Raw genomic sequence first — 24804 nt, forward strand, 5'->3', positions numbered from 1 at the left:
ACCATGACCGGTGCCAGACCACTCCTCTACCTGGACGTCGACGGACCACTGATCCCGTTCGGCGCGCATTCGCAGAACCGCCCCCCGGCACCCGGGTTCTCCGCCGCGACGAATCCTCTCGTGCACCGGCTCGATCCCGAGATCGGTCGGCGGCTCGCCTCGTTACCCGTCGAGCCGGTGTGGGCGACCACCTGGGAGTACGACGCCGAGGCGATGATCGGCCCGCTGCTCGGCCTGCCGAAGATGAACGTCGTCGAGTGGCCCGAGGTTCCGGACGATCACATCGACCGATGGTTCGGACTGCACTGGAAGACCCGCCCGCTGCTGGACCACGCCGCCGGGCGGGCGTTCATCTGGATCGACGACGAAATCGGCACCGGGGACCGGGAGTGGGTGACGCGCCGGCACCGTGGCCGCGCGCTACTGCTCCGGGTGGACCCCCGGATCGGATTGCAGCCGAGTGATTTCGGAGTTCTTCACACGTGGATCACCGAGAATGGTTCGGCCTGACACGCTTCACTGCCTCCGGGCAGGATCGGCCCGCGGGGTGCGTCCGGCTGCCACTCGTGGGAGGCCGGTCGTGCCGCGCCGATGAGTGCACCGGCGCGGCACGCCGAAATCAGGCGGAGGGGTGTTTGCCGCCGCTCATCGCCTCGACGGCGAACAGCAGTGCCACGGCGGCGATCACGGCGATCACGAAGCCCCAGAAATTCAGTTCGGTGATCGAGCCGACGCCGATCAGGCTGGCGATGACGCCCGCGATCAGCGCGGCGCCCATACCGACCAACAGGGTCATACCCATGCTGATGTTCTCTTTGCCGGGCTTGAGCAGCCGGGCCAGGACTCCGATGACCGCGCCGATGATCAGGAAACCACAGATCTGGACGATGGCATTGAACATGGGTCGAACCTCCACGTAGTACCGAGGCGGTGTGCCGCGGATTCCCCTTCGATGATTTCGTCCGGAACGCTCCGGGACCAGGGGTCGAAGCACCTGCGATGCCCAACCGTGTCCCGCCCGTCATCGCATCGGTGCGAGAGCCTGCTGCCGGGGTCACGATTCGGACGACGCACAGCTGCCAAGGGACAACTCCGCCGGACCCGCATCAGGGCAGCGGAACCGTCCAGCGCAGCGTCGTACCACCGGTTTCGCCGGGCCCGACCGTGCAGCTGCCGCCGTACCGTTCGGCCCGGTCGACAAGGTTCGCCAGGCCACTGCGCCGATCCGGGTGCTCGGGAATGCCGATGCCGTCATCGGCCACCTCGACGGTGATCATGTCGCCGACCGTTACGGTCACGGCCAGTGCGGCGCCCTTGGCATGCCGGACGGCGTTGCTGGTCGCCTCCCGCAGCACCGCCTGCAGATCATCCGACAGGGGCGGGGCCAGGATGCTGAGCGGGCCGGCGAGCCGGATCGAGGTCCGCAGATCGGAGTCGGCGGTCATCTCCAGCAACATCCGGTGCAGGCGCTGCCGCAGCGACGGCGACTCCGCGGCAGTGTTGCTCTGCAGGTCGAAGATCGAGTGCCGGATGTCCTGAACGATGGCCTGCAGTTCGTCGACCGTCTCGTTCAGCCGGGTACGTACCTCCGGTGTGCGGGCACGTTGCAGTGTCCCCTGCAACGACATTCCCACCGCGAAGAGCCGCTGGATGACGTGATCGTGCAGATCCCGCGCGATCCGGTCCCGGTCGGACAGCACATCGAGTTCGCGCATGCGGCGCTGGGTATCGGAGAGCCGGATGGCCAGGGCGGCCTGTTCGGCGAAGGCGGCGACCAATTCCTGTTCGGTCGTGTCCTGTTGCGGTGCACCACATGCCCGCGCCGTGACGAGCACCCCGATCGTGTGCTGGCCGGCCCGTAGCGGGATGGCCAGAACGGGCCCGATATCGGTGCGGGCCGCGAGAATCGAGAGATCGGCGGCGGCGATCTCCATCGGTTCCGGGCCGTCATGGAACGCTGCCCCCACACCGGTGTCGTCGAGCCGGATCGTGCAGCCGAGTGACTGTTCTGCCTCGATGCCGGCCGCGGACCGGACGATCAGTGTGGTCACTTCTCCGGGCGGGGTGTCCGGGTCGTCGGGCAGCGCCAGCAGGGCAGTGCTCGCCCGGGACAGCCGCAGCACCTGGTGGGTGATCTGGTCCAGGATGTCGTCGGCAGCAGCACCGGCGAGCACTTCGGCGGCGATGTCCCGGGTCGCCTCCAGCCATTCCTGGCGTCGGCGCGTCTGTTCGTAGAACCGGGAGTTCTCGATGGCGATACCGGCCGCGGCGGCGAGCGCCTGCACGATCACCTCGTCGTCCTCGGTGAACTCCCGGCCGCCCCCCTTCTCGGTCAGGTAGAGGTTCCCGAACACCTCGTCGCGAACCTTCACCGGGACGCCCAGGAAGCTGCGCATCGGCGGGTGATGCGCCGGGAACCCGACCGAGGCCGGATGGGTCGACAGGTCGGTGAGCCGGAGCGGCTTCGGTTGCTGGATCAGCAGTCCGAGAACCCCGTGCCCACGCGGCAGGTCCCCGATCAGGCGCCGGGTGCGCTCGTCGATTCCCTCGTAGACGAATTCGGAGAGTCCGCCACCGAACCCCTCGGTCGTTTCCCGGACACCGATGGCTCCGTAGCCGGCGTCGACGAGTTCGATGGCGGCGTGCACGATGGATCGCAGGGTCTCGTCCAGGTCGAGCCCGGAGGTAATGACCAGCATCGCCTCGATGAGCCGGTCCATCTGGTCGCGCACACCGGCGATCAGTTCCAGACGATCCTGCACTTCGTCGAGCAGTTCCCGGAGCCGGGACTGCGACAGTGCCTCGCGGAGGGCCGCCCGGCTGTAGGAGCCCGGCTGCACCGGCCGACTAGCCATAGTTGCGATTGTGCCATCGCAGGGCGGTCGAGTCAGGTCTTCGTCTGCGATATTGCTGTTCCCCTGTGGTGTTGTTATTGCTCGGTGCCCGCCTCGAGCCGGGCGGCCAGCACCGCCGCCTGGGTCCGCCGCTCGACACCGAGCTTGGCCAGCAACCGGGACACGTAGTTCTTCACGGTCTTCTCGGCCAGATACATGCGTGCGGCGATCTGCCGGTTGGTCAGCCCCTCCCCGAGCAGCGCCAGCAACGCGCGTTCCTGGTCGGACAAACCGGCGAGCGGGCCGGTGTCGGCTTCGGCCTCCGAGCGGAGCTTCGTCATCAAGGCTGCCGCCGCCCGGCTGTCCAACAGTGGCTTTCCGGCACCGACCGACCGCACCGCTGCAATGAGTTCCAGCCCTTTGATGTCCTTGACGACATACCCGTCGGCGCCGGCCAGGATCGCATCCAACATGGCCTGTTCGTCGGTGAACGACGTCAGGATCAGACAGCGCAGGTCGGACCGCGCGGACAGCAGTTCCCGGCACAGTTCGATGCCGTTGCCGTCGGGCAACCGGACGTCCAGCACCGCGACATCGGGGCGCAGTGCGGGAATCCGGGCCAGGGCATGCGAGCAGGTGTCGGCCTCCCCGATCACTTCCAGGTCCGGCTCGGCGTCGAGCATCTCGCGTAGTCCGCGACGCACGATCTCGTGGTCGTCGACAAGAAACACGGTGGTCATCACTGTGTGGCCCTCCTCACTGCCCTCTTCGAGCCTACGAGCATCCGGTCCATCGTGCGATAGGCCTCAGGTCCCGGGGCCGGAGGACCTCGGTCACCGATCATCGACGCACCATCGAGCAGGGCCACAGGACCCGGGCAGCAACGACATCGGCCCCTGCTGCGGTCCGCCCGCGAGCGCGATGCTCGAACAGCAACCCACCTACTCCGCTACTCGGCAGAGGACACAGACCATGACGAACAGAACCGAACCCGAAGACCGGCGAATCATCGTCGGCGCCGACGGCTCCGCGCTGTCCTACCAGGCCGTCGCATGGGCGGCCGTGGACGCCGGTCTCCGCGGGACCCGACTGCACATCCTCACCGCGAAGACGGCCCCGGCGACGCACTGGTCCGGAGTGGTCATGGGCCCCGAGGAGATCGACTGGCTGCGGTCCGACGGTGAGCGCATCCTGGCCGAGGCCACCCGCATCGCGCGGCACGCGGCGGGCGACGAGGTCCGGATCAGCACGGAACTGGTTTTCGAACCGATCATCCGCACCCTGCTGGACCGCTCCGCGCACGCCGAGCTGATGGTGGTCGGCAGCCGTGGCCACGGCGCACTGCGGCGCGGACTGCTCGGCTCGGTGAGCACCGCGGTGACCCATCACGCCCGCTGTCCCGTCGCCGTCGTGCACGACTACCCGGCGGTGGATCCGGTATCGCTGAGCAAACCGGTGCTGGTGGGTGTGGACGGTACCGAGAACAGCGTGCCCGCCGTGGAGCTGGCCTTCGAGGAGGCATCCCGACGCAAGGTGGACCTGATCGCCCTGCACACCTGGATCGACGCCGGATCCGACGATCTACTGGTCTCCGGCGGGTGGGACGGAGTCCGAGAGCACGAGGAAGCGGTGCTGGCCGAAAGCCTGGCCGGACGGCAGGAGCAGTACCCCGACGTCACGGTGCGCCGGGTCGTACGGTGCAACCGCCCCGCCCGGTCCCTGCTGGACGAATCGCCACAGGCGCAGCTGGTCGTGGTCGGCAGCCACGGCCGGGGCGGCTTCACCGGCATGCTGCTCGGCTCGACAGCCCGGTCGCTGCTGCACTCCGTCGAATGCCCGATGATCATCGTGCGGCCTCGGTGAGGCGACGGTGATGGATGTCGGGTCGGCGCCGGCGGACCGGCCCGGCAGGCGCGTTCTCACCGTCACACCGAACCCGGCGCTCGACGTGTGCCTGGAGGTGGATCGGATCGTCGACCGAGGCAAGACCCGGGCCCGGGTCCGGTCGGTGCAGGCGGGCGGCGGCGGTATCAACGTCGCCCGCTGTCTGCGGCGGTTCGGCGGTTCGGCCACCGCGTTGTTCGCCGCGGGCGGCGATACCGGCCGACGGCTGAGCCGGCTGCTCACGGCAGAGGGAGCCGATTCGCGCGGCGTCCCGGTGGACGGCGAGACCCGGGAGGCGGTGGTGGTGATCGAGACCGCCACCGGCCGCTCGTTCCATCTGGTGCCGCCCGGACCGACGATAGCGGCGGCGGATGCCGATCGGCTCCTGGCCCATATCGACGCGGTGGCGAGCCGGTATGCCGCGGTCGTAATCTCCGGGAGCGCACCACCCGGGCTGCCCGCCGATTTCACGGCCCGGGTCGTCGCGGTGGCGCGAGCCCGAGGGACACCGGTGCTGACCGATGTCACCGGAGAGCAGTTACGTGGGCTGACCGGCGGTCAGGCATTCCTGGTCCGGCTGGACCGGGCAGAGGCGGCCCGGCTGACCGGAGAGCCGATCACTTCCTTCTCCGCGGCTCGGCAGGCCAACCGGATACTGCTCGATTCCGGCGCCGCTCTCCGTGCGGTCACCACCGTCGGCGCTCTCGGCGCGGTCTACTCGGATCGGGGCGGGCACTGGGAGATCGGTGCGCCGCCCCTGCCCGGACCGGTTCGAAGCGATGTCGGGGCCGGGGACAGCCTCGTCGCGGGGCTGACCCATCGTCTGATGAACGGCGACACCGGTGTGTTCGCCACCGAGTTCGGTGTTGCCGCCGCAGCGGCGACGGTGCTGATGCCAGGCACCGAGGTCTTCACTCCGGATCTCGTCGCTACGCTCGCCGCACACGTACAGCGGCACCGAGCCGAGCCGGAACAACCCGTTCCGCCGGATCGCCCCGCGTACTGAAGCCATGCCGGCGCGGCTGCCGGGAATCCGGCAACTCCGGGGATATCGACGACCGGACCTGCGAGTCGATGCCCTCGCCGGGATGACCGTGGCGGCATATCTGGTGCCGCAGGTCATGGCCTATGCCACCGTCGCCGGGCTGCCGCCGGTGGTCGGGCTGTGGGCGGCGTTGGGACCGCTGGCGGTCTATGCCGTGGTGGGAGGTTCCCGGCAGCTGTCCGCCGGTCCGGAGTCGACGACGGCGTTGCTCACCGCGACCGCGCTGGCTCCGCTGGCGCTCGGCGACCCGGAACGATACGCCGCACTGGCCGCCGCACTGGCGCTCCTCGTCGGGGCGATCTGTTTCGCTGGTGCGCTGGTGCGCCTGGGCGTGCTGGCGGATCTGCTGTCCAAACCGGTGCTGGTCGGATATCTGGCCGGAACCGCCGGCATCATGGCGGCCGGCCAACTCGGCCGGATCACGGGTGTCCCGGTGGCGGGCGACACCTTCGCTGCCCAGGTGCGCTCCTTGTTCACCCAGGCCGGACAATGGCAGTGGCCGACCGCCCTGATCGCCGGTGCGGTCCTGGCGTTCCTGCTGGTACTCGGACGGCGGGCACCGCGCCTGCCCGGACCTCTCATCGCCGTGGTGGGTGCGTCGGCGGCAGTCGCGGGGTTCTCGTTGCAGCGGTTCGGGATCGAGGTCGTCGGCCGGACTCCCGCCGGAATTCCGATGCCAGGAGTCACTGCGGTCTCAGCCGGTGACCTGGCACAGCTGGTACTGCCCGCGATCGGGATCGCGGTGGTCGGCTTCTCCGACAATGCCGTGACCGGCCGCGCGTTCGCCGCGCGGCACGGCCGCCATATCGATACGAATCCCGAACTCGCCGCCCTCGGTGCCACCAATCTCACTGCCGGGGTGCTGCACGGCTTTCCGGTCAGCTGCAGCGGCAGCCGGACGTCGCTGGCGGACCTGATGGGTGCCCGCACCCAGATGTACTCACTGGTCGCGCTGGGCTGTGTCCTGGTCGTGCTGCTGGGTGCCACGAATGCCCTGGCGATGTTCCCGACGGCTGCTCTCGGCGCCCTGGTGGTCTTCGCCGCCACCCGGCTGGTCGACGTCGCCGAGTTCCGCCGGATCGCCCGGTTCCGGCGCAGCGAGTTCGTCCTCGCACTGGGCACGGTCGCGGGGGTGCTGGCCCTGGGCGTGCTGTACGGGGTCATGCTGGCCGTGGCGCTGTCGACCTTCGACCTGTTGCGCCGGATGGCACGCGCGCACGACGCGATCCAGGGGTTCGTGCCCGGGCTGCCCGGCATGCACGACGTCGACGACTACCCTCAGGCGAGCAGTGTGCCCGGACTGATGATCTACCGCTACGACGCTCCGCTGTGTTTCGCCAATGCCGAGGACTTCCGGCGCCGGGCCCAGACCTCGGTCGACCAGTGGCAGCGGCACACCGGCACCCCGGTCCGATGGTTCGTTCTCAACGTGGAGGCCAACGTCGAGGTCGATCTGACCGGCCTGGATGCGGTCGAGCAACTACGGGTCGACCTGGCCGCCACCGGCATCGTGTTCGGGATGGCCAGGGTCAAACAGGATCTGCGTGACCAGCTCGACGCGTCCGGACTGACAGAATCGATCGGGACCGACCGGTTGTTCCCGACCCTGCACACCGCGGTTGCGGCGTTCCGGGCAGCCGAGGCGCACCGCACCGACCCCGGGAACAACGCACCGGGACCGCCGTCTCGGTGATCCGGGCCCGAGGTCCCAGCGGGAACAGGCGATCGACTCTGGCCGAGAAACCGGACCGGTGGTGGCATGGGAGTCGAATCCCATGTCGGTGCCGAGGCCGGCCACAGGAAGAGGTCGATCCACGATGCCCGAACACGATGCCGGTGAAACCGCCGGGCGGCGGATCGTCGACCTGGACCGCGAGGAGGCGCTGCGGCTGCTCGCCGGCGCCGCCTTCGGCCGGGTGGTGTTCAGCAGGCACGCGTTGCCGGCGATCCGTCCGGTGAACCACTTGGTCGTCGGTTCCGAGATCGTCGTGCGGACCAGGCTCGCTGCACAACTCGCCGGCACAGTCCGGGGCGACGAACCGGTCGTGGTCGCCTACCAGGCCGACGACATCGACGTCGCGCAGCGCACCGGGTGGTCGGTGGTGGTGACCGGATTCGCGCGCACCGTCACCGATCCCGTCCTCGTCGCCCGATACGAACGCGCGCTCGCCCCCTGGGTGAACACCAGCATGGACACAGTGATCGTCATCGAACCCACGCTGGTCACCGGCATCCGCCTGGTCACAGCTGGTGAGGCGCGAGATGAGGGCGTAGGTCCCACGAAGGTGCTGCCGTAGGTCTCTGCCCCCGCCGGGCCCGGCACGCGATGCTCGTTGTACCGGTGCCGACCCGGTACCGGCCGCCGACGAGCGGCGCCATCCGGCACCGATTCGCCGAACAACACGGAGAGGCAGCACCAATGACGAACGACCATGGGATCGTCGCCGCGGTCGACGGATCCGCCATCTCGTACCAGGCCGCAGCATGGGCGGCCGTGGACGCCGGGCTTCGGAATCTACCTCTGCACCTGGTCACCTCGGTGTCCACGCCGGTGATCTACGGTCCCGGAACGGTGATCGGCCCCGAGGACATGGATTGGCTACGCGCCGACGGTGAACGGGTGCTGACCGAGGCGGCTCGCGTCGCGCGCCACGCCGGCAGCGAGGAGGTCGATATCAGCACCGAAGTGGTCACGGTGCCGATCATCCGAGACCTCATCGAACGGTCGAAGCATGCCGCCCTGGTCGCGGTCGGCAGCCGCGGTCTCGGCGCTTTCCAACGTGGCCTGCTCGGCTCGGTGAGCACGGCGGTGACCCACCACGCGCACTGCCCGGTGGCCGTCGTCCATGACACCGCAGCCACCGACCCGGTCTCGATGGACAAACCGGTGCTGGTCGGCGTCGACGGCACCGAGAACAGTGTGCCCGCTGTCGATGTGGCCTTCGACGAGGCATCCCGGCGCAAAGTCGGCCTGATCGCGGTGCACACCTGGCAGGACACGACTGCGTCGGCGGCCCCGCTCGCACCCTCCTGGGACACGATCCGCGACCACGAGCAAGCGGTGCTGGCCGAAAGCCTGGCCGGACGGCAGGAGCAGTACCCCGACGTCACGGTGCGCCGGGTGGTCCGCCGACACCGGCCCGCCCGGGCACTGCTCGAGGAGTCGGCGGCGGCCCAACTGGTGGTCGTCGGCAGCCACGGCCGGGGTGGCTTCACCAGCATGCTGCTCGGCTCCACGAGCAATGCCCTGCTGCATACCGTGGAATGCCCGATGATCGTCGTCCGCGAACGCTGATCGGCGACGTGCTCACCGCATGGTGAGCACATCACTCACCGGCCGGCGTGGCGACGGCGGGGCCGGCGGTTCGTCCGCCGCCGGCACGCCGCCGACTCGGATGACCACCTGTGGGGCAGCGGCGTGGCCGAGCAGGCCTCCGATGACGTTGCGGCAAGTGGGTAGTTCGGTGACGTGGGTCAGCGGGCAGGTCGCCAGCCCGACTGCGGTCCAGTGCACCAGCGCCTGCGACAGCAGTTCACCGGTGAACAGCCAATCGGCGGGCGAGTTGTGCGCGGACGAGAGTACGAACAGCGCAGCCCGGTCACGAAGATGGTCCCGCCGCGGGGGATGCGATGCCGGAGGGTACTCCCGGCGCACCGGCACCCGGTCGGCCTCCGATTCCGACGGCAGCGAGGCCGGGGACAATCCCTCCGGCGAGCGGCGGGACCGTTCCGACCACCAGCGCATCTCCTCCTGGTATTCGCCGTCGTAGCGACGCAGCGCGGCAGCGCGCTCGGAGATGACCGCCAGCCGGGTTCGGGCCGATTCGTTCAGTTCGTCGAGGATGAGGCCGCGCAGTGCCATTCGATCCCGCAGGTCACTCATCATCCCGGGGTCGATCGCAGGCGCCGTCATCGGCAGCCGGTCGGTGCGCCGGCGGGTGATTGCGGCGGCCTGCCGACGTGATTCGGCCGATGGCTCGGTCCAGGGCCGGAAGGTGATCGTCGCCAGGTGCTCCGGCCGGTCACGATCCGGCAGCCGAGCGATATCGGTGTGCCGGCCGTGCGCCGCGAATGCGATCCGGATGTGGTCCAGCAGCACGCCGCAGCTGATCACCAGCTGCCGACCGGCGGGATCGGCCGCGGTGAGCCGACGGTTCTCGTCGCGGAACAGCCGCAGCGTCGTTCCGTCGCAATCCAGCGACCAGGGCTGGGTGTTGTGCACCGAAGGGGCGCGAATCGCCAGTCGGAGAGCGGATTCCACGGTGTTCCGGGGTAAGGCGACCGCGTCGGTCTGCGCATCGTTTCCGGTCATGCGTGTGAGTGTGCGCCACCGGTTCCGACCCGGGTACGGCCGACCGGGACTCGGCCGGGGACCGTTGGTCCCTATCCTCGCGCAGCGAGACGATGCCGCCGACACCCGTCGGAGGGCGGATTCGGCAGCCCGAGGACCCAGGGATCCGGGTCCTCGGGCCCTGCCCCGGGCCGCCGTGCCGCATGACGATCGATACAACCGCACGATGCGGACGAATGATCCGGCCGCGTCGGTATACCCCGGAGGAGGTGGTACGCCATGTCGTACTCGCCGTCGACGACAGCCCGCCTGTGGCAACGGCGACCGTGGAATCCGAACCCCGTGATGCGAGTATCCGACCGCGTGGAATCGGCGTTGCGGATGGTCTTGATCGTGGTGTCCCTGATCGCCGTGCCGATCGCCGGCGCAATCGGAACCGCCACGTACACCACGACCGCAGCAGACATCGCCACCGAGCGCAGCCAGCGGACCTCGGTCTCCGGCACGGTCACCGAGCAGCCCGAACGCGTTGTGACGGCAGACTACCGCACCACCCGGGCGCACTACCGCGCGGTCGCCTCCTGGCGGCACGGCGTAGAGAGCGGTACCACCACGGTAGACGTGCCCGAATCCGCGGCACCGGGGGACCATGTAACCGTATGGCTCGGCCCCGACGGTGAGCCGACCACGCCACCGCGGCCGTCGAGTACCGCGGCAGCCACCGGGGTCGGCGCCGCGTTCACCGTTCTGGTCGAGGTCTGGCTCGGCGCGCTGATCCTGGCCTGGTGGATGCGGCGGTCCCTGGACGCTCATCGCAGCGCGGTCTGGGAGCGGGAATGGCGAGCCGTGGACCGTCCGACCGGCCCGGAGTACCCCGGCCCCGAGATACGGTGACGACCGCGTTGCAAATGCGAGTGGTTGCTCGTATTATTTCTTGCGAGCAACCACTCGCATTTTTGTCCGGCACTCGTGGGCACGATTCGACCGCGTTCCCGGCCGGCCGATCGACACAGGAGCGACCTATGAGCCATCGGGTACTCGTCACCGGTGCCACCGGATTCGTCGCCGGGCACTGCATCTCCGAACTGCTCGACCACGGCTACGAGGTCCGCGCCACCGTGCGCGACCTCGGCGACACCGCACGCCGGCGCCACCTCGAAGAACTGGCCGCCCGGCACCGCACGGCCATCGAGTTCGTCCGGGCCGATCTCGAACGCGAGGAGGGCTGGCGGGCCGCCGTGGCCGGCTGCACCTACGTCATGCATGTGGCCTCCCCTTTTCCGGCCGAGCCGGTCGACGACCCGCAGGTTCTCATCCGTCCGGCGGTCGACGGGACACAGCGGGTGCTACGCGCCTGTGCCGATGCCGGCACGGTGCGGCGGGTGGTGCTCACCTCCTCGATCGCGGCGATATCGGCCGGCCGGGAGCGCGGCGACAATGCCGTACGTACCGAACGAGATTGGTCGGTACTCCCGCGCAGCACCGCCTACCAGCAGAGCAAGACCCTGGCCGAGCGCGCCGCCTGGGACTTCGTCGAAGGTTCTGCGCCCTTCGAACTCACCGTCGTCAATCCGGGCATGATCCTGGGCCCGGTGCAACGCGCTGCGGCCGCCACCTCCGTCGACGCGATCGCCCGGCTGCTGCGCCGCGATCTGCCCGGATCACCTCGCCTCGGCTTCGCTCCGGTCGATGTCCGCGACCTGGCCTCGGCGCACCGGCTGGCCATGGAGTCTCCGGTGGCGGCCGGGCAACGCTATATCTGTGCCGGCCAGAACATCTGGATGCAGGAGATCGCCCGGATTCTCGCCGCAGAGTACAACCCGGCCGGATTCCGGGTGCCCACCCGTACGATCCCCGACTGGATCCTGCGGGCCCGCGCCCGATTCGACCCGTCGGTCCGGCTCGTCGTGCCTTGGCTCGGACGGCACGAGCGGGTCGATGCGGACAAGGCGAACAGCGAGCTCGGCTGGACGATGCGGCCGATCCGTGACACCGTTCTGGACACTGCGGCCGCCCTGCTGGACCACCGCGTCGTCCCGTTTCCGCGCTCGGCGTCGGCCGCGTGACACGGCCGTGCTGATCGCAAGCGCTCTCCTCACGATCCTGGCCGTGCTCCGGCGGCGGCGCGGCGCCGAACGCCGGGCTCGGCAGCGGACCCGTTCACGACACCTCCACCGCACCGTACCGGTCGCGGTGCTCGGGATGGTTGCCGTCACCATGGTGTGGATGGCAGTCGACGGTGAGCAGTTGCTCTGCTGAACCCACCATCCGGTCCGGAACCACGCTGTGGAATGCCTGCTACCCGATCCTCCCCTCGATCCTCAGAATCTGGTTCACCGGACGACGCGGAGTCGGCGGTACGGCTTCGGGCAGTGGTGCCGTACCCACTCTGACCAGTACTTGCGGCGTCCGATGACCGTCGAGTAGCCGCCGCACCGCAGCACGGCTGCGGGCGAACTCGGTCAGGTGGGTGAGGGTGCAGGTGGCGTAGCCCGCGATGGTGCATTCGAGCAGAACCGCCGACAGCGCCTCGCCACACCGGACCCACACTGCCGCCGTATCGTCGGCGGTGGACAGCACCAGGACCACGGAGTGGTCCTGGTCGTACTCGGACCGGCGGCACGAATCGGCGGTCGCCGGGAACCGGCGGCCCACCGGGACCCGACGCTGTTCCTGCGCGGATGCCAATGCTTCTGGTGGCACCCCCGAATCGCCGATGCTGTGCCCGGTCCACCATCTCAGCTCGGCGTGATACGCGGCGTCGTAGCGGCGTAGCGCCGCGGTCATTTCGGTGGCCTCGGCCAGCGCCGGCCGACTGTCGTCGCCCAGCACGTCCACGGTGACCTGCTCCGGATCGAACGAGGCATGCAGGAGCATCTCGAAACTCGCCCACCTCGCCGGAGCAGCGAACGGCAACCGGTCGGTACGGCGCCGCGAGATCGCCTCCGTCCGCTCCCGTTCGGCGTCGGTGACGATGTCCGCCGGCCGGAAGGTCAGCAAGGCGAGGTGGTACCGATCGGTGGGGTCGGGGAAGTACGACACATGCGGCCGCCATCCGGCGGCAGTGATCGCCGCCCGGAAGTGGTCCAGCGCTGCGCCACAGCTGATCATCATCTGCCTGCCGGTCGGGTCGGCTTCCTGCAGACGGCGTCCGGGAACCGCGAACAAGGACAGTTCGCCGCGGTCGTACACCCAGCGCCACGGTTGACTGTTGTGCAACGACGGTGCCCGGCCGGCGAGCGCCACTGCCTGCTCGATGACAACGCCGCTCGGTCCTGTGGTCATGTCAATCGACGATAGGGGCGCAGCGGTGCATTGACACGGGCCCTAAGTCCCCGGTCCGCCTGCCGATGGCCCTTCTCTCCGCTCAGCAGGTGCAGGTCCGAGACGATCAAGGGAAGGAATGCCCCGGTCACCGCCGCCATGGTGGCCGCCATCGCCACGCCGCCGACCACGCCGATGAGCACCACCAGCAGCCGGGCCTGCCCGGGCTGCCACAACGGCGAGGTGATCGCGACGAACACTGCGAGTCCGGCCACCCAGCCGACAGCGGTGGCCCACACCCACATCGCGGCACGATCCGTCCAGCGCCGCAACACGATCCATTGGGCAGTACCGAGTGACAGGAGCATGGCTGCGGCACCTGCGGTCGTGACCACCACCTGAATCACGGCCGGAAGAGTTCGGAGGTTGCCGGCATACACGAACGCCAGCCCGACCGCCCAAGCGAACACCGCAGCCGACGCGGTCGCCCCGATCCACGCTCGCACACTCAGTTGCGGCAGTACCGAACGCAACACACGGGCTTGGCACCAGCCGAGGATTGCCCCCTCCACGGCGCCGGCGACGAGGATCGCAGCGGCCGTCACGATGACGGATTCATCCGCCACCCAGGCCACCGTCGCGGCGGGTGCCACGAACCCCGCACATGCTCCCGCGGTAACCGTGAGGAACCAGCGACTGCGCAGCGTCGATTCCGGTCGTCCCCGCCGATCGTCTTCCGTCGCCACCCCGTTGTGGCGACCCTGCCCAGGTGGACGACCACGCTGTCGTCGACGGCAACTTCCGGGGCCGGCGGGGCAGGATGCCGACCCGAGGTCGCTGCGGAAAACCGGCCCGGTCCTGTTCGAACCCGGGGCCCGGTCCCCGCCGATCTCTGCCATGTATCGATGCTGCACCGGCAACATCCCCGGGTCACAGGTCCGGAAGTCACCGGACCGGATGCCGTTCGCACCGGTGTACCGGAGCGAGGGACCGAACCGTGGGCAGCGGGAACCGCCCGCAGACCTCTCCGACCGGTGATCCGGTCGGCGGAGGTCGGGCCGTTCGGCCCCGAGGAACGAGCCCCTCGCCCCTCCACCGATGCCCGGACCACGAGCGACGCTGAATCCATGGAACCGAACACCACCCGAATCGCCGTCGTGTACGCCTCCGAACAGGGCTCCACCCGGGAGATCGCCGAATTCGTCGCCGAGGATCTGCGGTCCCGGGGCGCTCACGTCGAACAGGCGGACGTCGAGCATGCGCCCGACCTGTCCCGGTTCGATGCGGTAGTCCTGGGCAGTGCCATCCACGATATGGACCTGCTGCCCGCCGCCGGGGCCTATATCCGGCACAATGCCACCGAACTGCGCGGGACTGATGTCTGGTTGTTCAGTGTGGGGCTCGGGCCTGCCCTGCGGGGGCCGATCGGGCGCCGGGCAGCCGCCATGACACCGGAGAAGATCACCGCCCTGTGTGCGCTGTCGGGCGCCCGCGACTACCACGCGTTCGCCGGGTACTACGGGCGTGCCGGAGTGTCCTGGAAGGCGCGACTGCTGTACCGCCTGCTGGGCGGCGGCCGATACGGGGATCTGCGCGACTGGGCCGACATTCGCGGCTGGTCCGCGTCGATCGCCCGGGAGCTCGGGCTGCCCCGGCCGCAATCGGATGTGGTCCGCCCGTAGCGGCGGCCGACCGGGACTCGCCGATGTCCGCCCGGATACACGAGACGCACACCGCCGTCGTGGTGCTGTGCGGTGATCGCGCCTACAAGGTCAAGAAGCCGATCCGCACGGATTTCCTCGACTTCAGCACGCCTGCCGCACGGGAAGTGGCGTGCCGGCGGGAAGTGCAGCTCAACCGCCGGCTCGCCCCGGATGTCTACCTGGGCGTCGCGCGGCTGTCCGGGCCCGACGGCGGGCCGGGCGAGCCGATCGTTCTCATGCGACGACTGCCCGACGACCGGCGATTGTCGACATTGCTGAATGATCCGAAGGTCGGTCGCTCCGAACTGTCCGCGCTGGTCGAGATCGTCGCCGCGTTTCATGTGCGGGCCCGGCGCGGGCCCGCAGTGGACGAGGCCGGGCAGGTATCGGCGCTGCGGGGGCGGTGGGCCGCCTTGTTCACGCCGCTGACGCAGCGAACCGACGATCTCCTCGATCCGGGACAGTTGAAACGTACCGAGGCCCGTGCCATGCGCTACCTGGACGGCCGCGGGCCACTGTTCGAGCGCCGCATCGCCGAACACCGGATCGTCGACGGCCACGGCGATCTACGCGCCGAGGACATCTTCGATCTTCCCGATGGATTCCGGATTCTGGACTGCCTCGATTTCGATGCACGCCTGCGCTACGTCGACTGCGTGGACGACGTGGCCTTCCTCGCCATGGACCTGGAATTCCTGGTCCATGGCGGGTTCGCCGATCGGCTGCTGTCCGACTATCTGCGGCTCACCGGAGACACGGCCCCACCCTCTCTGTGCGATCACTATGTGGCCTACCGCGCCGTGGTGCGCGCGAAGGTGGATGCGATCCGCTTCGACCAGGGTGATCGGTCGGCAGCGCACCGGGCCCGCCGGCACCTGCAGATCGCCGAACGCCGACTCGACCGAGCCGCGGTTCGCCTGGCCCTGGTCGGAGGCCGGCCGGGTACCGGGAAGTCGACGGTGGCCGCGCGGCTGGCAGCGGCCACGGCAGCGGTGGTGCTCGCGACCGACGACATCCGTGACGAACTGGTTTCGGCCGGTGAACTCGCCGGCCACTCGAACCGCTACGACCGCGGCCGCTACTCGGCACGATCCCGCACCCGGGTGTACTCGGAAATGCGGCGTCGAGCGCAGGAACTGCTCGGGGCCGGCATATCGGTGGTCCTGGACGCCAGCTGGATCGACGATGCCGAACGCGAGCGCGCCGTCGAACTGGCCCGCCGGGCCTACGCCGACGCTGTCCAACTGGAGTGCCGGTGCCCGCCGACGCTCGCCGACCGACGGCTGCGGCAGCGCACGTCCGGAACTTCGGAAGCGACTCCGGAGATCGCTTCGGCCATGGCCGAAGCCACCGTACCCTGGCCTGAGGCGACCGTTCTCGACACCAGCCGTTCTCTGGACGAGACCGTGGCCGACGCAGTCCGCCGCTGGCATGCCGGCCCGGCCGCGAATGAAGGTTCGGACTAACCGGATCCGATACAGCCCCGGCCCGACAACCGGATGGTTTCCCCCGGCCGCAACTGTGCCGCCTGCTCCCGGCAGCCGACGAGGATCGGGGGCGCGGTGCCGGGTTCGGAATACAGCTCGACGGAGTCGCCGTCGACTCGCACGGTCAGCCGATGCCCCCGATACATCATCGGAAACGACATCGTTCCCAACGGTTCCGGCCAGTACGGTCGGAAGGTGAGCCGATCATCGCGCATTTCCATCCCCGTATAGCAGCGCTGAAGCAAGTCGATGCTGCCGGCCATGGCAGCCAGATGGATACCTTCCGCGGTGGTTCCGCCCTGGACGTCGGCCACATCCGATTCCAGAACCAGATCGAAGAATTCCAGTGCCCGATCCCGATTCGCGCGCGCCAGGACCCAGGCGTGCACGAGGGCACTCAACGTCGAACCGTGCGAGGTGCGCGCCCGATAGTAGTCCACGGTGCGTGGGATCATCTCGCTCGGTAGCTCGTAGCCGAGCGCACCGAGCAGCTCACGCAGTTCTGCCGCGGAGAAGAGGTAGAACAGCATCAGCACATCGGCCTGTTTTGCGGCCCGGTAGCGGTTCACGTCATCACCCTCGGCTTCCAGGATGCGGTCGAGCCGGGCGATGTTGCCGTAGCGGCGGCGGTAGTCGTCCCAATCCAGTTCCCACAGCCGGTCGTAGCCGTCGAACTGGCTGATCACCCCATCGTGGAAGGGCACATACATCCGCCTCGCCACCTGCCGCCACTGCACCGGATCGGCCGGGGTGACGCCCAGCTTCTCCATCAGCTCGAATCGGGTGTGCGGCGGTAGAGCCGCCAGTGCGTCGAGGGCACGCAGGATCGTCCAGGCCGCCATGACGTTGGTGTAGGCGTTGTTGTCGATCCCCTGGTCGGGCGCGTCGGGATAGCCGGAGTGGAATTCGTCGGGACCGATGACGCCGCGGATGACATAGCGGTCGCGGGTGCTGTCGTACTCGGCCCGCGCGGCCCAGAACCGGGCGATCTCGACGAGCAGTTCGGCGCCGCATTCGGCCAGGAAGTGCGGATCGACGGTCGCCTGGTGGTACTGCCACACAGTGTAGGCGACGGCCGAACCGATGTGCTGGGCACGGCTGCTCACGTCGGGAACCCATCGGCCCGACAGGGGGTTCAGGTGGTACCGCTGGCTTTCTTCCCGGCCGTCACTACCGGACTGCCAGGGAAACATCGCGCCGGGCAGCCCGGCGGCTGCTGCGGCCCGCCGGGCCTGCGGCAATCGCCGGTACCGGTACCGCAGCAGGGCTCCGGTCAACTCCGGGAGTCTCGGGTTCAGCACCGGGAAAACGAACAGTTCGTCCCAGAAGATATGCCCTCGGTACGCCTCACCGTGGAGTCCGCGGGCCGGCACACCGACGTCCAGTTCGGCGGTGTTCGGCGACAGAGTCTGCAGCAGATGCACCATATGGAAGCGGACGATCCGTACCGAACGCGCTCCGCCGTCGAGATCGATTCGTGCGTGGGCCCACAACTGATCCCAGGCCCGGCGATGGCCTTCGAACAGGTCCGCGTAGCCGGGCGCGTCGGTGAGCAGATCCGCCGCCTCGGCCGCCGGTCCGGCGCAGGCGTGATCGCGGCCGGTGCACAGAGCCACCACCTTCGTCACGGTACGACACTCCCCCGCAGCGACCGTCGATGTCAGCTCATGGCCGATTCCGTGCTCGAGGCGGAACAGTTCGCGTTCGACACCGGACCGGGCTTCCGGCGGGTCCATGGTGGTCCGCATCGCTACCGCCACCGGAATCCCGGATGCGTTCGTGCGGGCCGACAGCACAACGGAGTCCGAGGTGAGTGGTGCGGCCCGGATGTCGGTCAGATGGTCACCGGCCAGTTCCCGATAGCGTTCCACGAGGTCGTTGCGCACACCCCCGTCCATCGCGGCCCGAACCTGCAGGCGGCCCGACCAATTCTCCGGTGTGACGGTCATCGACATCGCCCCGAGGTGCGGCCGGTGCATGGCCGCGAAGCGGCGCTGGATCACGGCGGTGGTGCGGCCTGCGTCGTCGCGCACCCGGAACCGGCGGACGAATTCGGCGTGCCGCAGATCCAGCCACTGCCGATGGTCGAGCAGTTCGGCGTTGTCCACGTCGAACCAGTCCCCGCCCTCGATCCGGAAGGTCAGCGGAAGCCAGTTCGGCAGGTTGACCAGACTCTCGTCGACCACGTCGTGTTCGGCGACCCGGGTGTGCAGCCGGTTGTAGGTACCGGCAACGTAGGTGCCGGGATAGTGGTGGGCATCGGCCCGGCACTCCGGGGCGGCGCCGCGAGTGGCGAAGTATCCGTTGCCGACGGTGCACAGCGCCTCCCGGAGTTGTTCGACCGCCGGGTCGTAGCCATCGAAGACCACGGACCAGCTCTCCGGTACAGCCGCGGGCTCGCCGCCGAGCAGTTGCTGCAACCGAGACAGCAGATCGTGCACACGGCCCGGGCCGGAGATGGCGAATTGGGCTGCGGTGCAGCGTTCCCGGTTCTCGTCGTGCCGCACCACGACCGAAACTCCCTCGGCGGCTACGACATCGAATGCGTCCTCGTCGCTCGTGTCGTCGCCGAGGTAGATCGCGCAGGACGCCGCCGTGCCCCCGTCCGGCATGGTCGCCTGCTCCAGTACAGCCCGGACCGCACCGCCCTTGTTCCAGGCCACGTCCGGCAGCAATTCCACGACCTTGCGTCCTTCCCGGACCCGCAGCCCGGCGGACCGACCGACCTCATCCGCCACCGCGACGACCCGACCGGCCGCGCCCACCGGGACCGTCCGGTAGTGGACGGCCACCGCGAAGGGCTTGATCTCGATGCGCACACCGTCGATGTCGCGCAGCCGAGCCCGGATCTCGGCGCCGGCCCGGTCGATCCCCTGCTGGATGCCGGGTGCAGCGTGCCGGTGCAGTGCACCGTCCGGCGACCGGATCTCGAAGCCCAGACTGCCCGCGTACCAGACTCCGGGCACTGTGAGCCGCGAACGGATATCGTCGAGCGCCCGTCCGCTGATCACGGCTACCGGGCACCGTGCCGCAAGGTCGGCCAGTATCTCGGCCGCCCCGGCCACGGGGCGGGCGCTGCCGGGGTCGTCGACGATCTCGGACAGAGTTCCGTCGAAATCGAGCAGCACCGCGAACTTCCGGCCCACGAGGCGGTCGGAGAACCGGGACCAGAAGTCGAAGACATCGGGGACTTCGGATACCGGCCGGAACCCGTATCGCAACGGAATCGGCGTCCCGGCGCCGACGATCGTGTCGGCGCCGGCCGACGCGAGCCGGTGGCCGTGCTCGGACGGTCGCGCGGCACCGTCCCGGTCGATCCCGACGATGAACGCGAAACCACCGGCCCGCGCCGCCGTCACCCCGGCCACCGAGTCCTCGACCACTGCGGTCCGCCCGGGCGGGACATCCAGTCGCCGTGCCGCTTCGAGCAGCACCGCCGGGTCGGGTTTGCCGGCCAACCGCAGCCGGTCGGCGTCGGAACCATCGAGGCGTACGTCGAACAACCCGGTGAGACCGGCCCGGTCCAGTACTTCGGCGCCGTGCCGGGAGGCCGAGAAGACCGCGGTGCCCAGTCCGGCCGCTCGCAACCGGCGTACCGACGCGACCGTCGCAGCGATCACCGGGACTCCGTCGCGGGCGAGCCGTTCCCGGAACCGCTGGTCCTTGCGAGCTGCCAGACCAGATATGGTTTCGGCGGACTCGGAGTCGGACGGAGCACCCCACGGAAGAGTGATTCCCCGAGCGGCGAGGAAGTCGGCGAGTCCGCGAATGCGGGGTTTGCCGTCGACGTAGCGACGATAGTCGGCAACCGTGAACGGTGAACAGTCGTGACCCGCGCGGGCGGGTTGCCCGGCAAGGAATTCATCGAACAGTTCGGTCCATGCCGCACGGTGGATCTCGGCGGTATCGGTCACGACACCGTCCAGATCGAACAGCACCGCGTCGTGCCACCGAGTGTCGATTTCCGGCGGCTCGGTTCCCGGCAGCAGCCCGGTCACCGACATCTCGGACTCGTTCAACTCGGTCACAGCGGCCGCACCATCTCGTCGAGCGGACGCCGCGGCGCCTCCGGTACCGTCCCGGCGCTGGTCGCCGCCCAGCCGACCCGGACGAGCAGCTGTGGATAACCGCGGTCGCGCAGTACTTCCGAACGAATCTGCTGCCGGGTCGGAACAAGTTCGAACGGCTCGCTCAGCGGGCACGTCGCCAAGCCCAGGACCGTCGCCGACAGCAGCATCGCGCTCGCGGCCTCACCGGCGAGCAACCGGGACGTGCGGTCGTCGACGGGCGTATGCACCAGCAACAGGATTCCGTCCTCGGAAACATCCCGGACCACTGCTTCGGGCAGCGTCGCGGCCGCGAACTCGCGGGTCTGCGGTTCGGTGGCCGCTACCGCGCTGTGTGCCGGGACCCCGTCCGGGGCCGCGTGCCGGCCGCTCCACATCTTCAGCTCCGCCTGATATCCGGGATCGGTGCGATGGTGTTCGGCAGCGCCGATGAACGCATCGGCCAGCACCGCCCGATGCGCCCCGCCACTGATCCGGTGGACGCCGGCGCCGATGTCGGCGCCGGCGTCCACGATGAAACGCACGTGTGGTTCGGGGATCTCCCAAGATGTGAAATGTCGCCGGTCGGTACGGCGGGTGGTAATTGCCCGGGCCAGCTCCGCCACCTCGGCGGTCGGAGCCGCGCGGATGAACTCGACGGCCGCCAGATGCTCGGGACGAGCGGGATCGGGCAGCCGGTGCACGATCGTCTGCCAGCCCAGCGCAGCGGCAGCCACCCGGAAATGGTGCAGCGCCGCACCGCAGCTGATCACCAGGTCCCGGCCGTCTGGATCGGCATGGTGCAGCTGCCGCTCGCCATCGGCGAACAGGTGCACGGTGGTCGGTCCCACCCGCCATATCCACGGCTGGGTGTTGTGCACCGACGGGGCCCGGGCAGCCAGGGTCAGTGCGGTGCGTACCGTGCCGGTATCGGGAGTCTCAGCGCTCATGACGGCTCCTCGGAATTCAGATCGTGCCGGGCAGGTCGAGCACCTGCCCGGCGGTGGCGCCGCCGTCGAGCACGAACTCCGAGCCGGTGGAGAACGTGGCCTCGAAGACCAGGAAGCGCACCAGGGCGGCCACTTCCTCGGGCTCGCCGAAACGCGGCAGAGCCTGTGCCGCTGTGACGGAGTCGTCGAATCCGGCCGTCATCGGCGTCCGGATCGGTCCAGGATGTACCGAGCACACCCGCACACCCGCCCGGCCCAGTTCCAGGGCGGCCGTCTTGGTCAGCCCGCGCAGGCCCCACTTGCTGGCCACATAGGCACCGATTCCGGCGTACCCCATCAGGCCGGCCGTCGAGGAGACGTTGACGATCACACCGCCGCCGGCAGCGCGGAGCCGCGGCGCAGCCAGGTGCATGCCGAGCCAGGCACCGAACAGGTTCACGTCCAGAACATGGCGGAACATGGCCGGTGACTGTGTCTCGACGGCTCCGACGTCGAGGATGCCCGCGTTGTTGATCAGGATGCCCAGTGGGCCGCGGGCTTCGGCGGCGGCAAGGACCCGTTCCCAATCCGGCTCGGCGGCGACATCGAGCCGGCGGAATTCCACGCCCGGCCCCGCCGACGCGGCCAGCTCGGTACCCTCACGTTCCAGTAGATCGCCGACGACGACGTCGACACCTTCTTTCGCCAGCGCGTGCACGACGGCCGCGCCGATGCCGCGCGCGCCACCGGTGACCACGGCAGTTCTTCCGGTGAATGCATTCATCTCTCGCGCCTCTCATCACTGGACTGGTTCGGCGGTTGCCCACCTTCAGCCTGGGCGGTCCCGTCCCGGACATCGACCGCCGAACGTCCCCACTCCGGATGCCTTCGGTCCGCAGCGCGGTCCCCCACAGGGCCCACCGTCCCTCCTGTCGGGGCACCACGGCCCTGCCCCGCGCAGCCTCGACGCACGACGCTGGAATCGATACGCGCGGGTGCGAGAGGAGCCGAGATGGGTCGCTATGTGGCCGGATTCGACAAGTTGCGGCTCGGCGATGCCGACCGGGCGGGCGGCAAGGGCGCCAACCTCGGCGAGCTGGTGGCGGCCGGGTTCCCGGTGCCGCCCGGCTTCGTCGTGCTGGCCGCCTGTTTCGAGCAGCTCATCATGCAAGGACCGCACGGCACGGAACTGGACCGGCTGTACCACGCGGCACTGCGTTCGGTGGACGACGAAGCGGTGGTCACCTCGTTCTGTCGGTCGATGCGCGAACTGGTGCACCGGACGGTCCTGGACGGCCCCGCCCGACATGCCGTCCTGGCCGCCTATCACGACTTGGGCTCGGAAACATCAGTGGCGGTACGGTCGTCGGCCGTCGGTGAGGACAGTGCGAGGGCGTCGTTCGCCGGGATGAACCTCACCCGCACCAACATCTCCGGCGATGCCGAGCTCCTCGATGCGGTGGTCGACTGCTGGTCATCGCTGTTCACGCCGCGGTCGGTGGCGTACCGGGCCCGGCAGCACCTCGATGCGGACCGGCCCGCCATGGCAGTGGTGGTCCAGCGCATGGTGACGGCCCACCGTTCCGGAGTGGCCTTCACGGCCGATCCGGCGACGGGTAACCCGGATCGGGTCGTGGTCGAAGCAGCACGCGGGCAGGGTGAGGTGGTGGTGTCCGGCGCGGTCGAACCGGACACCTATGTTCTCGACGCCGCCGGACCGGCCCTGCTTCGATCCCACCGCGGCCGGCAGCAGCATGCCGTGCTCGCCGGACCCGGCGGTGACCGGACCGTCCAGCTGAACGAGTCCGATACCGCGGCCCCCGTGCTGTCCGAGACCGAGGCCGTGGAAGTCGCCCGGCTCGCGCTCGCAGTGCAGAAGCACCATGCCGGTACACCGCAGGATGTAGAATGGGCGATCGACGACGACCGGCTGTGGCTCGTCCAGGCGCGGCCGATCACCATCCTCCCCCGGCCCGGGGCGGTTCCCCGACCCACCCGCGACGCCGGGAAGATCCTGGTGCAGGGATTGGCTGCAGCTCCCGGGACGGCCACCGGGCGGGTACGGGTGCTCGACACGCCCGCCGAGGGCGGCAACCTGCAGGACGGTGAGGTCCTGGTGGCACCGATGACCGACCCGGACTGGCTGCCCGCGCTCGGCCGGGCGGCAGCGGTGGTGACCGACAGCGGCGGGGTCACCTGCCACGCCGCCATCGTCGCCCGCGAACTCGGCATTCCGTGCGTGGTCGGCACCCGGACGGGAACCACCACCTTGTCCGACGGAGCCGAGGTGACCGTCGACGGATCGGCCGGACAGGTGCTCGCCGGAAGCGCCCCGCGGCGCAGGTCGGTGACCGGCACGGATCGTCCCGGGCCGGCCGGTCCGGTAGTCGGCGCGGACCATACCGCGACCCGGGTGTACGTGAATCTGGCATTGCCCGAGGTCGCCGAACGAGTCGCCGCGACAGATGCCGACGGGGTCGGGCTGCTGCGCGCGGAGACCCTGTTGACCCGGGCGCTGAGTGGCCGGCATCCACGCGCGGTGATCGCCGCGGGCGAACAGCAGGAGTTCGTAGCTCGGATGGCCGAGGCGCTGCGCCGGATCACCCGGGCGTTCCACCCACGCCCGGTCGTCTACCGGACCGCCGACTTCCGCAGCAACGAGTTCCGGGCCCTAGCCGGTGGCGAGCGGTACGAGCCGACGGAACGCAACCCGATGATCGGCTACCGAGGCTGCTACCGCTACATCCGCGATCCGGAGGTGTTCCGGCTCGAACTCACGGCGCTCGCCGTGGTCCGCGAGGACACCCCGAACCTGCACCTGATGCTCCCGTTCGTCCGGACCCGGTGGGAGCTGGAGGCCTGCCTGCAACTGGTGGACGACGGGCCGCTGCGGGGCGCACACGGCATGCACCGGTGGGTGATGGCCGAGGTGCCCTCGGTCTTGCACTGGCTGCCGGAGTACGTCGGCCTCGGCATCGACGGGGTATCCATCGGCAGCAACGATCTGACCCAGTTGGTGCTGGGTGTGGATCGCGATTCCGAGTACTGTAGTGAGCTGTTCGACGAATCGGACCCGGCCGTGCTGGCAGCGATCGCCGGGATCGTGGGCACTGCCCGGCGAATGGGGATCACCTCGTCGTTGTGCGGTCAGGCACCGTCGGATCGACCCGAGTTCGCCGAGCACCTGGTACGGATGGGAATCACCTCGATCTCGGTGACACCCGATGCGGTGCCCGCGGCCCGGCACGCCATCGCTGCCGCGGAACGCCGGTTGCTGCTCGATCGGGCGCTGCGCCCGGACGCCCAGTGATCACTCCGGTG

Annotated in this window: 20 protein-coding genes; 11 read left to right on the plus strand and 9 right to left on the minus strand. The window is 69.4% G+C overall.

What is annotated here, in order from left to right:
* Positions 1 to 3: 3 nt before the first annotated feature.
* On the plus strand, positions 4 to 510 hold the full coding sequence (locus AC1HFH_RS17025; RefSeq protein WP_480243774.1) for an HAD domain-containing protein: 507 nt from the start codon (positions 4 to 6) through the stop codon (positions 508 to 510).
* 109 nt (positions 511 to 619) lie between these two features.
* Here the strand turns inward: AC1HFH_RS17025 and AC1HFH_RS17030 are convergent, their stop codons facing one another.
* The 3 genes from AC1HFH_RS17030 to AC1HFH_RS17040 all read right to left on the minus strand — a co-directional run bounded on the left by AC1HFH_RS17030 (position 620) and on the right by AC1HFH_RS17040 (position 3574).
* The gene (locus AC1HFH_RS17030; RefSeq protein ID WP_480243775.1) at positions 620 to 901 is read right to left on the minus strand and encodes a GlsB/YeaQ/YmgE family stress response membrane protein; all 282 of its coding nucleotides are present in this window, start codon (positions 899 to 901) and stop codon (positions 620 to 622) included.
* Positions 902 to 1106: 205 nt separating this feature from the next.
* Positions 1107 to 2855: a sensor histidine kinase gene (locus AC1HFH_RS17035; protein WP_480243776.1), complete on the minus strand. Its 1749-nt coding sequence runs from the start codon at positions 2853 to 2855 to the stop codon at positions 1107 to 1109.
* A 74-nt stretch (positions 2856 to 2929) separates the two neighbouring features.
* Entirely contained in the window at positions 2930 to 3574 is a 645-nt protein-coding gene (locus AC1HFH_RS17040) for a response regulator (RefSeq protein ID WP_480243777.1), read from the minus strand.
* 232 nt (positions 3575 to 3806) lie between these two features.
* Between AC1HFH_RS17040 and AC1HFH_RS17045 the strand changes: the two genes are divergently transcribed.
* The 5 genes from AC1HFH_RS17045 to AC1HFH_RS17065 all read left to right on the plus strand — a co-directional run bounded on the left by AC1HFH_RS17045 (position 3807) and on the right by AC1HFH_RS17065 (position 9058).
* The gene (locus tag AC1HFH_RS17045; protein WP_480243778.1) at positions 3807 to 4697 is read left to right on the plus strand and encodes a universal stress protein; all 891 of its coding nucleotides are present in this window, start codon (positions 3807 to 3809) and stop codon (positions 4695 to 4697) included.
* 10 nt (positions 4698 to 4707) lie between these two features.
* Positions 4708 to 5724, plus strand: a complete 1017-nt coding sequence (locus AC1HFH_RS17050) for a 1-phosphofructokinase family hexose kinase (protein WP_480243779.1) — start codon at positions 4708 to 4710, stop codon at positions 5722 to 5724.
* Between the two features lie 4 nt (positions 5725 to 5728).
* Complete coding sequence (locus AC1HFH_RS17055; RefSeq protein ID WP_480243780.1) at positions 5729 to 7456, plus strand: SulP family inorganic anion transporter; 1728 nt, start codon at positions 5729 to 5731, stop codon at positions 7454 to 7456.
* Positions 7457 to 7580: 124 nt separating this feature from the next.
* Entirely contained in the window at positions 7581 to 8060 is a 480-nt protein-coding gene (locus AC1HFH_RS17060; RefSeq protein WP_480243781.1) for a pyridoxamine 5'-phosphate oxidase family protein, read from the plus strand.
* Between the two features lie 122 nt (positions 8061 to 8182).
* A complete protein-coding gene (locus tag AC1HFH_RS17065) occupies positions 8183 to 9058 on the plus strand; it encodes a universal stress protein (RefSeq protein WP_480243782.1) in 876 nt (291 codons plus the stop codon).
* Between the two features lie 12 nt (positions 9059 to 9070).
* On the opposite strand, the gene AC1HFH_RS17070 is transcribed toward AC1HFH_RS17065, so the two are convergent.
* Positions 9071 to 10075: an Acg family FMN-binding oxidoreductase gene (locus AC1HFH_RS17070; RefSeq protein WP_480243783.1), complete on the minus strand. Its 1005-nt coding sequence runs from the start codon at positions 10073 to 10075 to the stop codon at positions 9071 to 9073.
* A 324-nt stretch (positions 10076 to 10399) separates the two neighbouring features.
* Between AC1HFH_RS17070 and AC1HFH_RS17075 the strand changes: the two genes are divergently transcribed.
* Together AC1HFH_RS17075 and AC1HFH_RS17080 are read left to right on the plus strand one after the other, a co-directional pair.
* Positions 10400 to 10948: an Rv1733c family protein gene (locus AC1HFH_RS17075; protein WP_480243784.1), complete on the plus strand. Its 549-nt coding sequence runs from the start codon at positions 10400 to 10402 to the stop codon at positions 10946 to 10948.
* Positions 10949 to 11076: 128 nt separating this feature from the next.
* A complete protein-coding gene (locus AC1HFH_RS17080) occupies positions 11077 to 12120 on the plus strand; it encodes an SDR family oxidoreductase (RefSeq protein ID WP_480243785.1) in 1044 nt (347 codons plus the stop codon).
* A 232-nt stretch (positions 12121 to 12352) separates the two neighbouring features.
* Here AC1HFH_RS17080 and AC1HFH_RS17085 read toward each other — a convergent pair whose 3' ends face one another.
* Positions 12353 to 13339 carry an Acg family FMN-binding oxidoreductase gene (locus AC1HFH_RS17085; RefSeq protein ID WP_480243786.1) on the minus strand — a complete coding sequence of 329 codons (987 nt, stop codon included), beginning with the start codon at positions 13337 to 13339 and terminating at the stop codon, positions 12353 to 12355.
* Entirely contained in the window at positions 13336 to 13944 is a 609-nt protein-coding gene (locus tag AC1HFH_RS17090; RefSeq protein ID WP_480243787.1) for a hypothetical protein, read from the minus strand. Before AC1HFH_RS17090 ends, AC1HFH_RS17085 begins: the two co-directional genes overlap by 4 nt.
* A 501-nt stretch (positions 13945 to 14445) precedes the next feature.
* Here AC1HFH_RS17090 and AC1HFH_RS17095 point away from each other — a divergent pair.
* Both AC1HFH_RS17095 and AC1HFH_RS17100 read left to right on the plus strand, forming a co-directional pair.
* Positions 14446 to 15000 carry a flavodoxin domain-containing protein gene (locus AC1HFH_RS17095; protein WP_480243788.1) on the plus strand — a complete coding sequence of 185 codons (555 nt, stop codon included), beginning with the start codon at positions 14446 to 14448 and terminating at the stop codon, positions 14998 to 15000.
* A gap of 23 nt (positions 15001 to 15023) precedes the next feature.
* A complete protein-coding gene (locus AC1HFH_RS17100; RefSeq protein WP_480243789.1) occupies positions 15024 to 16487 on the plus strand; it encodes a bifunctional aminoglycoside phosphotransferase/ATP-binding protein in 1464 nt (487 codons plus the stop codon).
* Here AC1HFH_RS17100 and otsB read toward each other — a convergent pair.
* Genes otsB through AC1HFH_RS17115 form a run of 3 tightly spaced genes read right to left on the minus strand, consistent with a single transcriptional unit; the run spans position 16484 to position 22267 of the window.
* Complete coding sequence (otsB, locus tag AC1HFH_RS17105; RefSeq protein WP_480243790.1) at positions 16484 to 20536, minus strand: trehalose-phosphatase; 4053 nt, start codon at positions 20534 to 20536, stop codon at positions 16484 to 16486. The two genes, AC1HFH_RS17100 and otsB, sit on opposite strands and share 4 nt — an antisense overlap.
* Positions 20533 to 21504, minus strand: a complete 972-nt coding sequence (locus AC1HFH_RS17110) for an Acg family FMN-binding oxidoreductase (protein WP_480243791.1) — start codon at positions 21502 to 21504, stop codon at positions 20533 to 20535. The genes otsB and AC1HFH_RS17110 overlap by 4 nt, the downstream gene beginning before the upstream one ends.
* A gap of 16 nt (positions 21505 to 21520) precedes the next feature.
* Positions 21521 to 22267 carry an SDR family NAD(P)-dependent oxidoreductase gene (locus tag AC1HFH_RS17115; protein WP_480243792.1) on the minus strand — a complete coding sequence of 249 codons (747 nt, stop codon included), beginning with the start codon at positions 22265 to 22267 and terminating at the stop codon, positions 21521 to 21523.
* A gap of 228 nt (positions 22268 to 22495) precedes the next feature.
* Between AC1HFH_RS17115 and ppsA the strand changes: the two genes are divergently transcribed.
* Positions 22496 to 24793, plus strand: a complete 2298-nt coding sequence (ppsA, locus tag AC1HFH_RS17120) for a phosphoenolpyruvate synthase (protein WP_480243793.1) — start codon at positions 22496 to 22498, stop codon at positions 24791 to 24793.
* The last annotated feature ends 11 nt before the right edge of the window (positions 24794 to 24804 follow it).

The organism is Nocardia sp. KT25-26 (assembly GCF_056627695.1).

Coding starts and splice junctions, on each gene's coding strand:
- AC1HFH_RS17025 (WP_480243774.1), top strand. CDS start 4: ATGACCGGTGCCAGACCACTCCTCTACCTGGACGTCGACGGACCACTG.
- AC1HFH_RS17030 (WP_480243775.1), bottom strand. CDS start 901: ATGTTCAATGCCATCGTCCAGATCTGTGGTTTCCTGATCATCGGCGCG.
- AC1HFH_RS17035 (WP_480243776.1), bottom strand. CDS start 2,855: ATGGCTAGTCGGCCGGTGCAGCCGGGCTCCTACAGCCGGGCGGCCCTC.
- AC1HFH_RS17040 (WP_480243777.1), bottom strand. CDS start 3,574: ATGACCACCGTGTTTCTTGTCGACGACCACGAGATCGTGCGTCGCGGA.
- AC1HFH_RS17045 (WP_480243778.1), top strand. CDS start 3,807: ATGACGAACAGAACCGAACCCGAAGACCGGCGAATCATCGTCGGCGCC.
- AC1HFH_RS17050 (WP_480243779.1), top strand. CDS start 4,708: ATGGATGTCGGGTCGGCGCCGGCGGACCGGCCCGGCAGGCGCGTTCTC.
- AC1HFH_RS17055 (WP_480243780.1), top strand. CDS start 5,729: ATGCCGGCGCGGCTGCCGGGAATCCGGCAACTCCGGGGATATCGACGA.
- AC1HFH_RS17060 (WP_480243781.1), top strand. CDS start 7,581: ATGCCCGAACACGATGCCGGTGAAACCGCCGGGCGGCGGATCGTCGAC.
- AC1HFH_RS17065 (WP_480243782.1), top strand. CDS start 8,183: ATGACGAACGACCATGGGATCGTCGCCGCGGTCGACGGATCCGCCATC.
- AC1HFH_RS17070 (WP_480243783.1), bottom strand. CDS start 10,075: ATGACCGGAAACGATGCGCAGACCGACGCGGTCGCCTTACCCCGGAAC.
- AC1HFH_RS17075 (WP_480243784.1), top strand. CDS start 10,400: ATGCGAGTATCCGACCGCGTGGAATCGGCGTTGCGGATGGTCTTGATC.
- AC1HFH_RS17080 (WP_480243785.1), top strand. CDS start 11,077: ATGAGCCATCGGGTACTCGTCACCGGTGCCACCGGATTCGTCGCCGGG.
- AC1HFH_RS17085 (WP_480243786.1), bottom strand. CDS start 13,339: ATGACCACAGGACCGAGCGGCGTTGTCATCGAGCAGGCAGTGGCGCTC.
- AC1HFH_RS17095 (WP_480243788.1), top strand. CDS start 14,446: ATGGAACCGAACACCACCCGAATCGCCGTCGTGTACGCCTCCGAACAG.
- AC1HFH_RS17100 (WP_480243789.1), top strand. CDS start 15,024: ATGTCCGCCCGGATACACGAGACGCACACCGCCGTCGTGGTGCTGTGC.
- AC1HFH_RS17110 (WP_480243791.1), bottom strand. CDS start 21,504: ATGAGCGCTGAGACTCCCGATACCGGCACGGTACGCACCGCACTGACC.
- AC1HFH_RS17115 (WP_480243792.1), bottom strand. CDS start 22,267: ATGAATGCATTCACCGGAAGAACTGCCGTGGTCACCGGTGGCGCGCGC.
- ppsA (WP_480243793.1), top strand. CDS start 22,496: ATGGGTCGCTATGTGGCCGGATTCGACAAGTTGCGGCTCGGCGATGCC.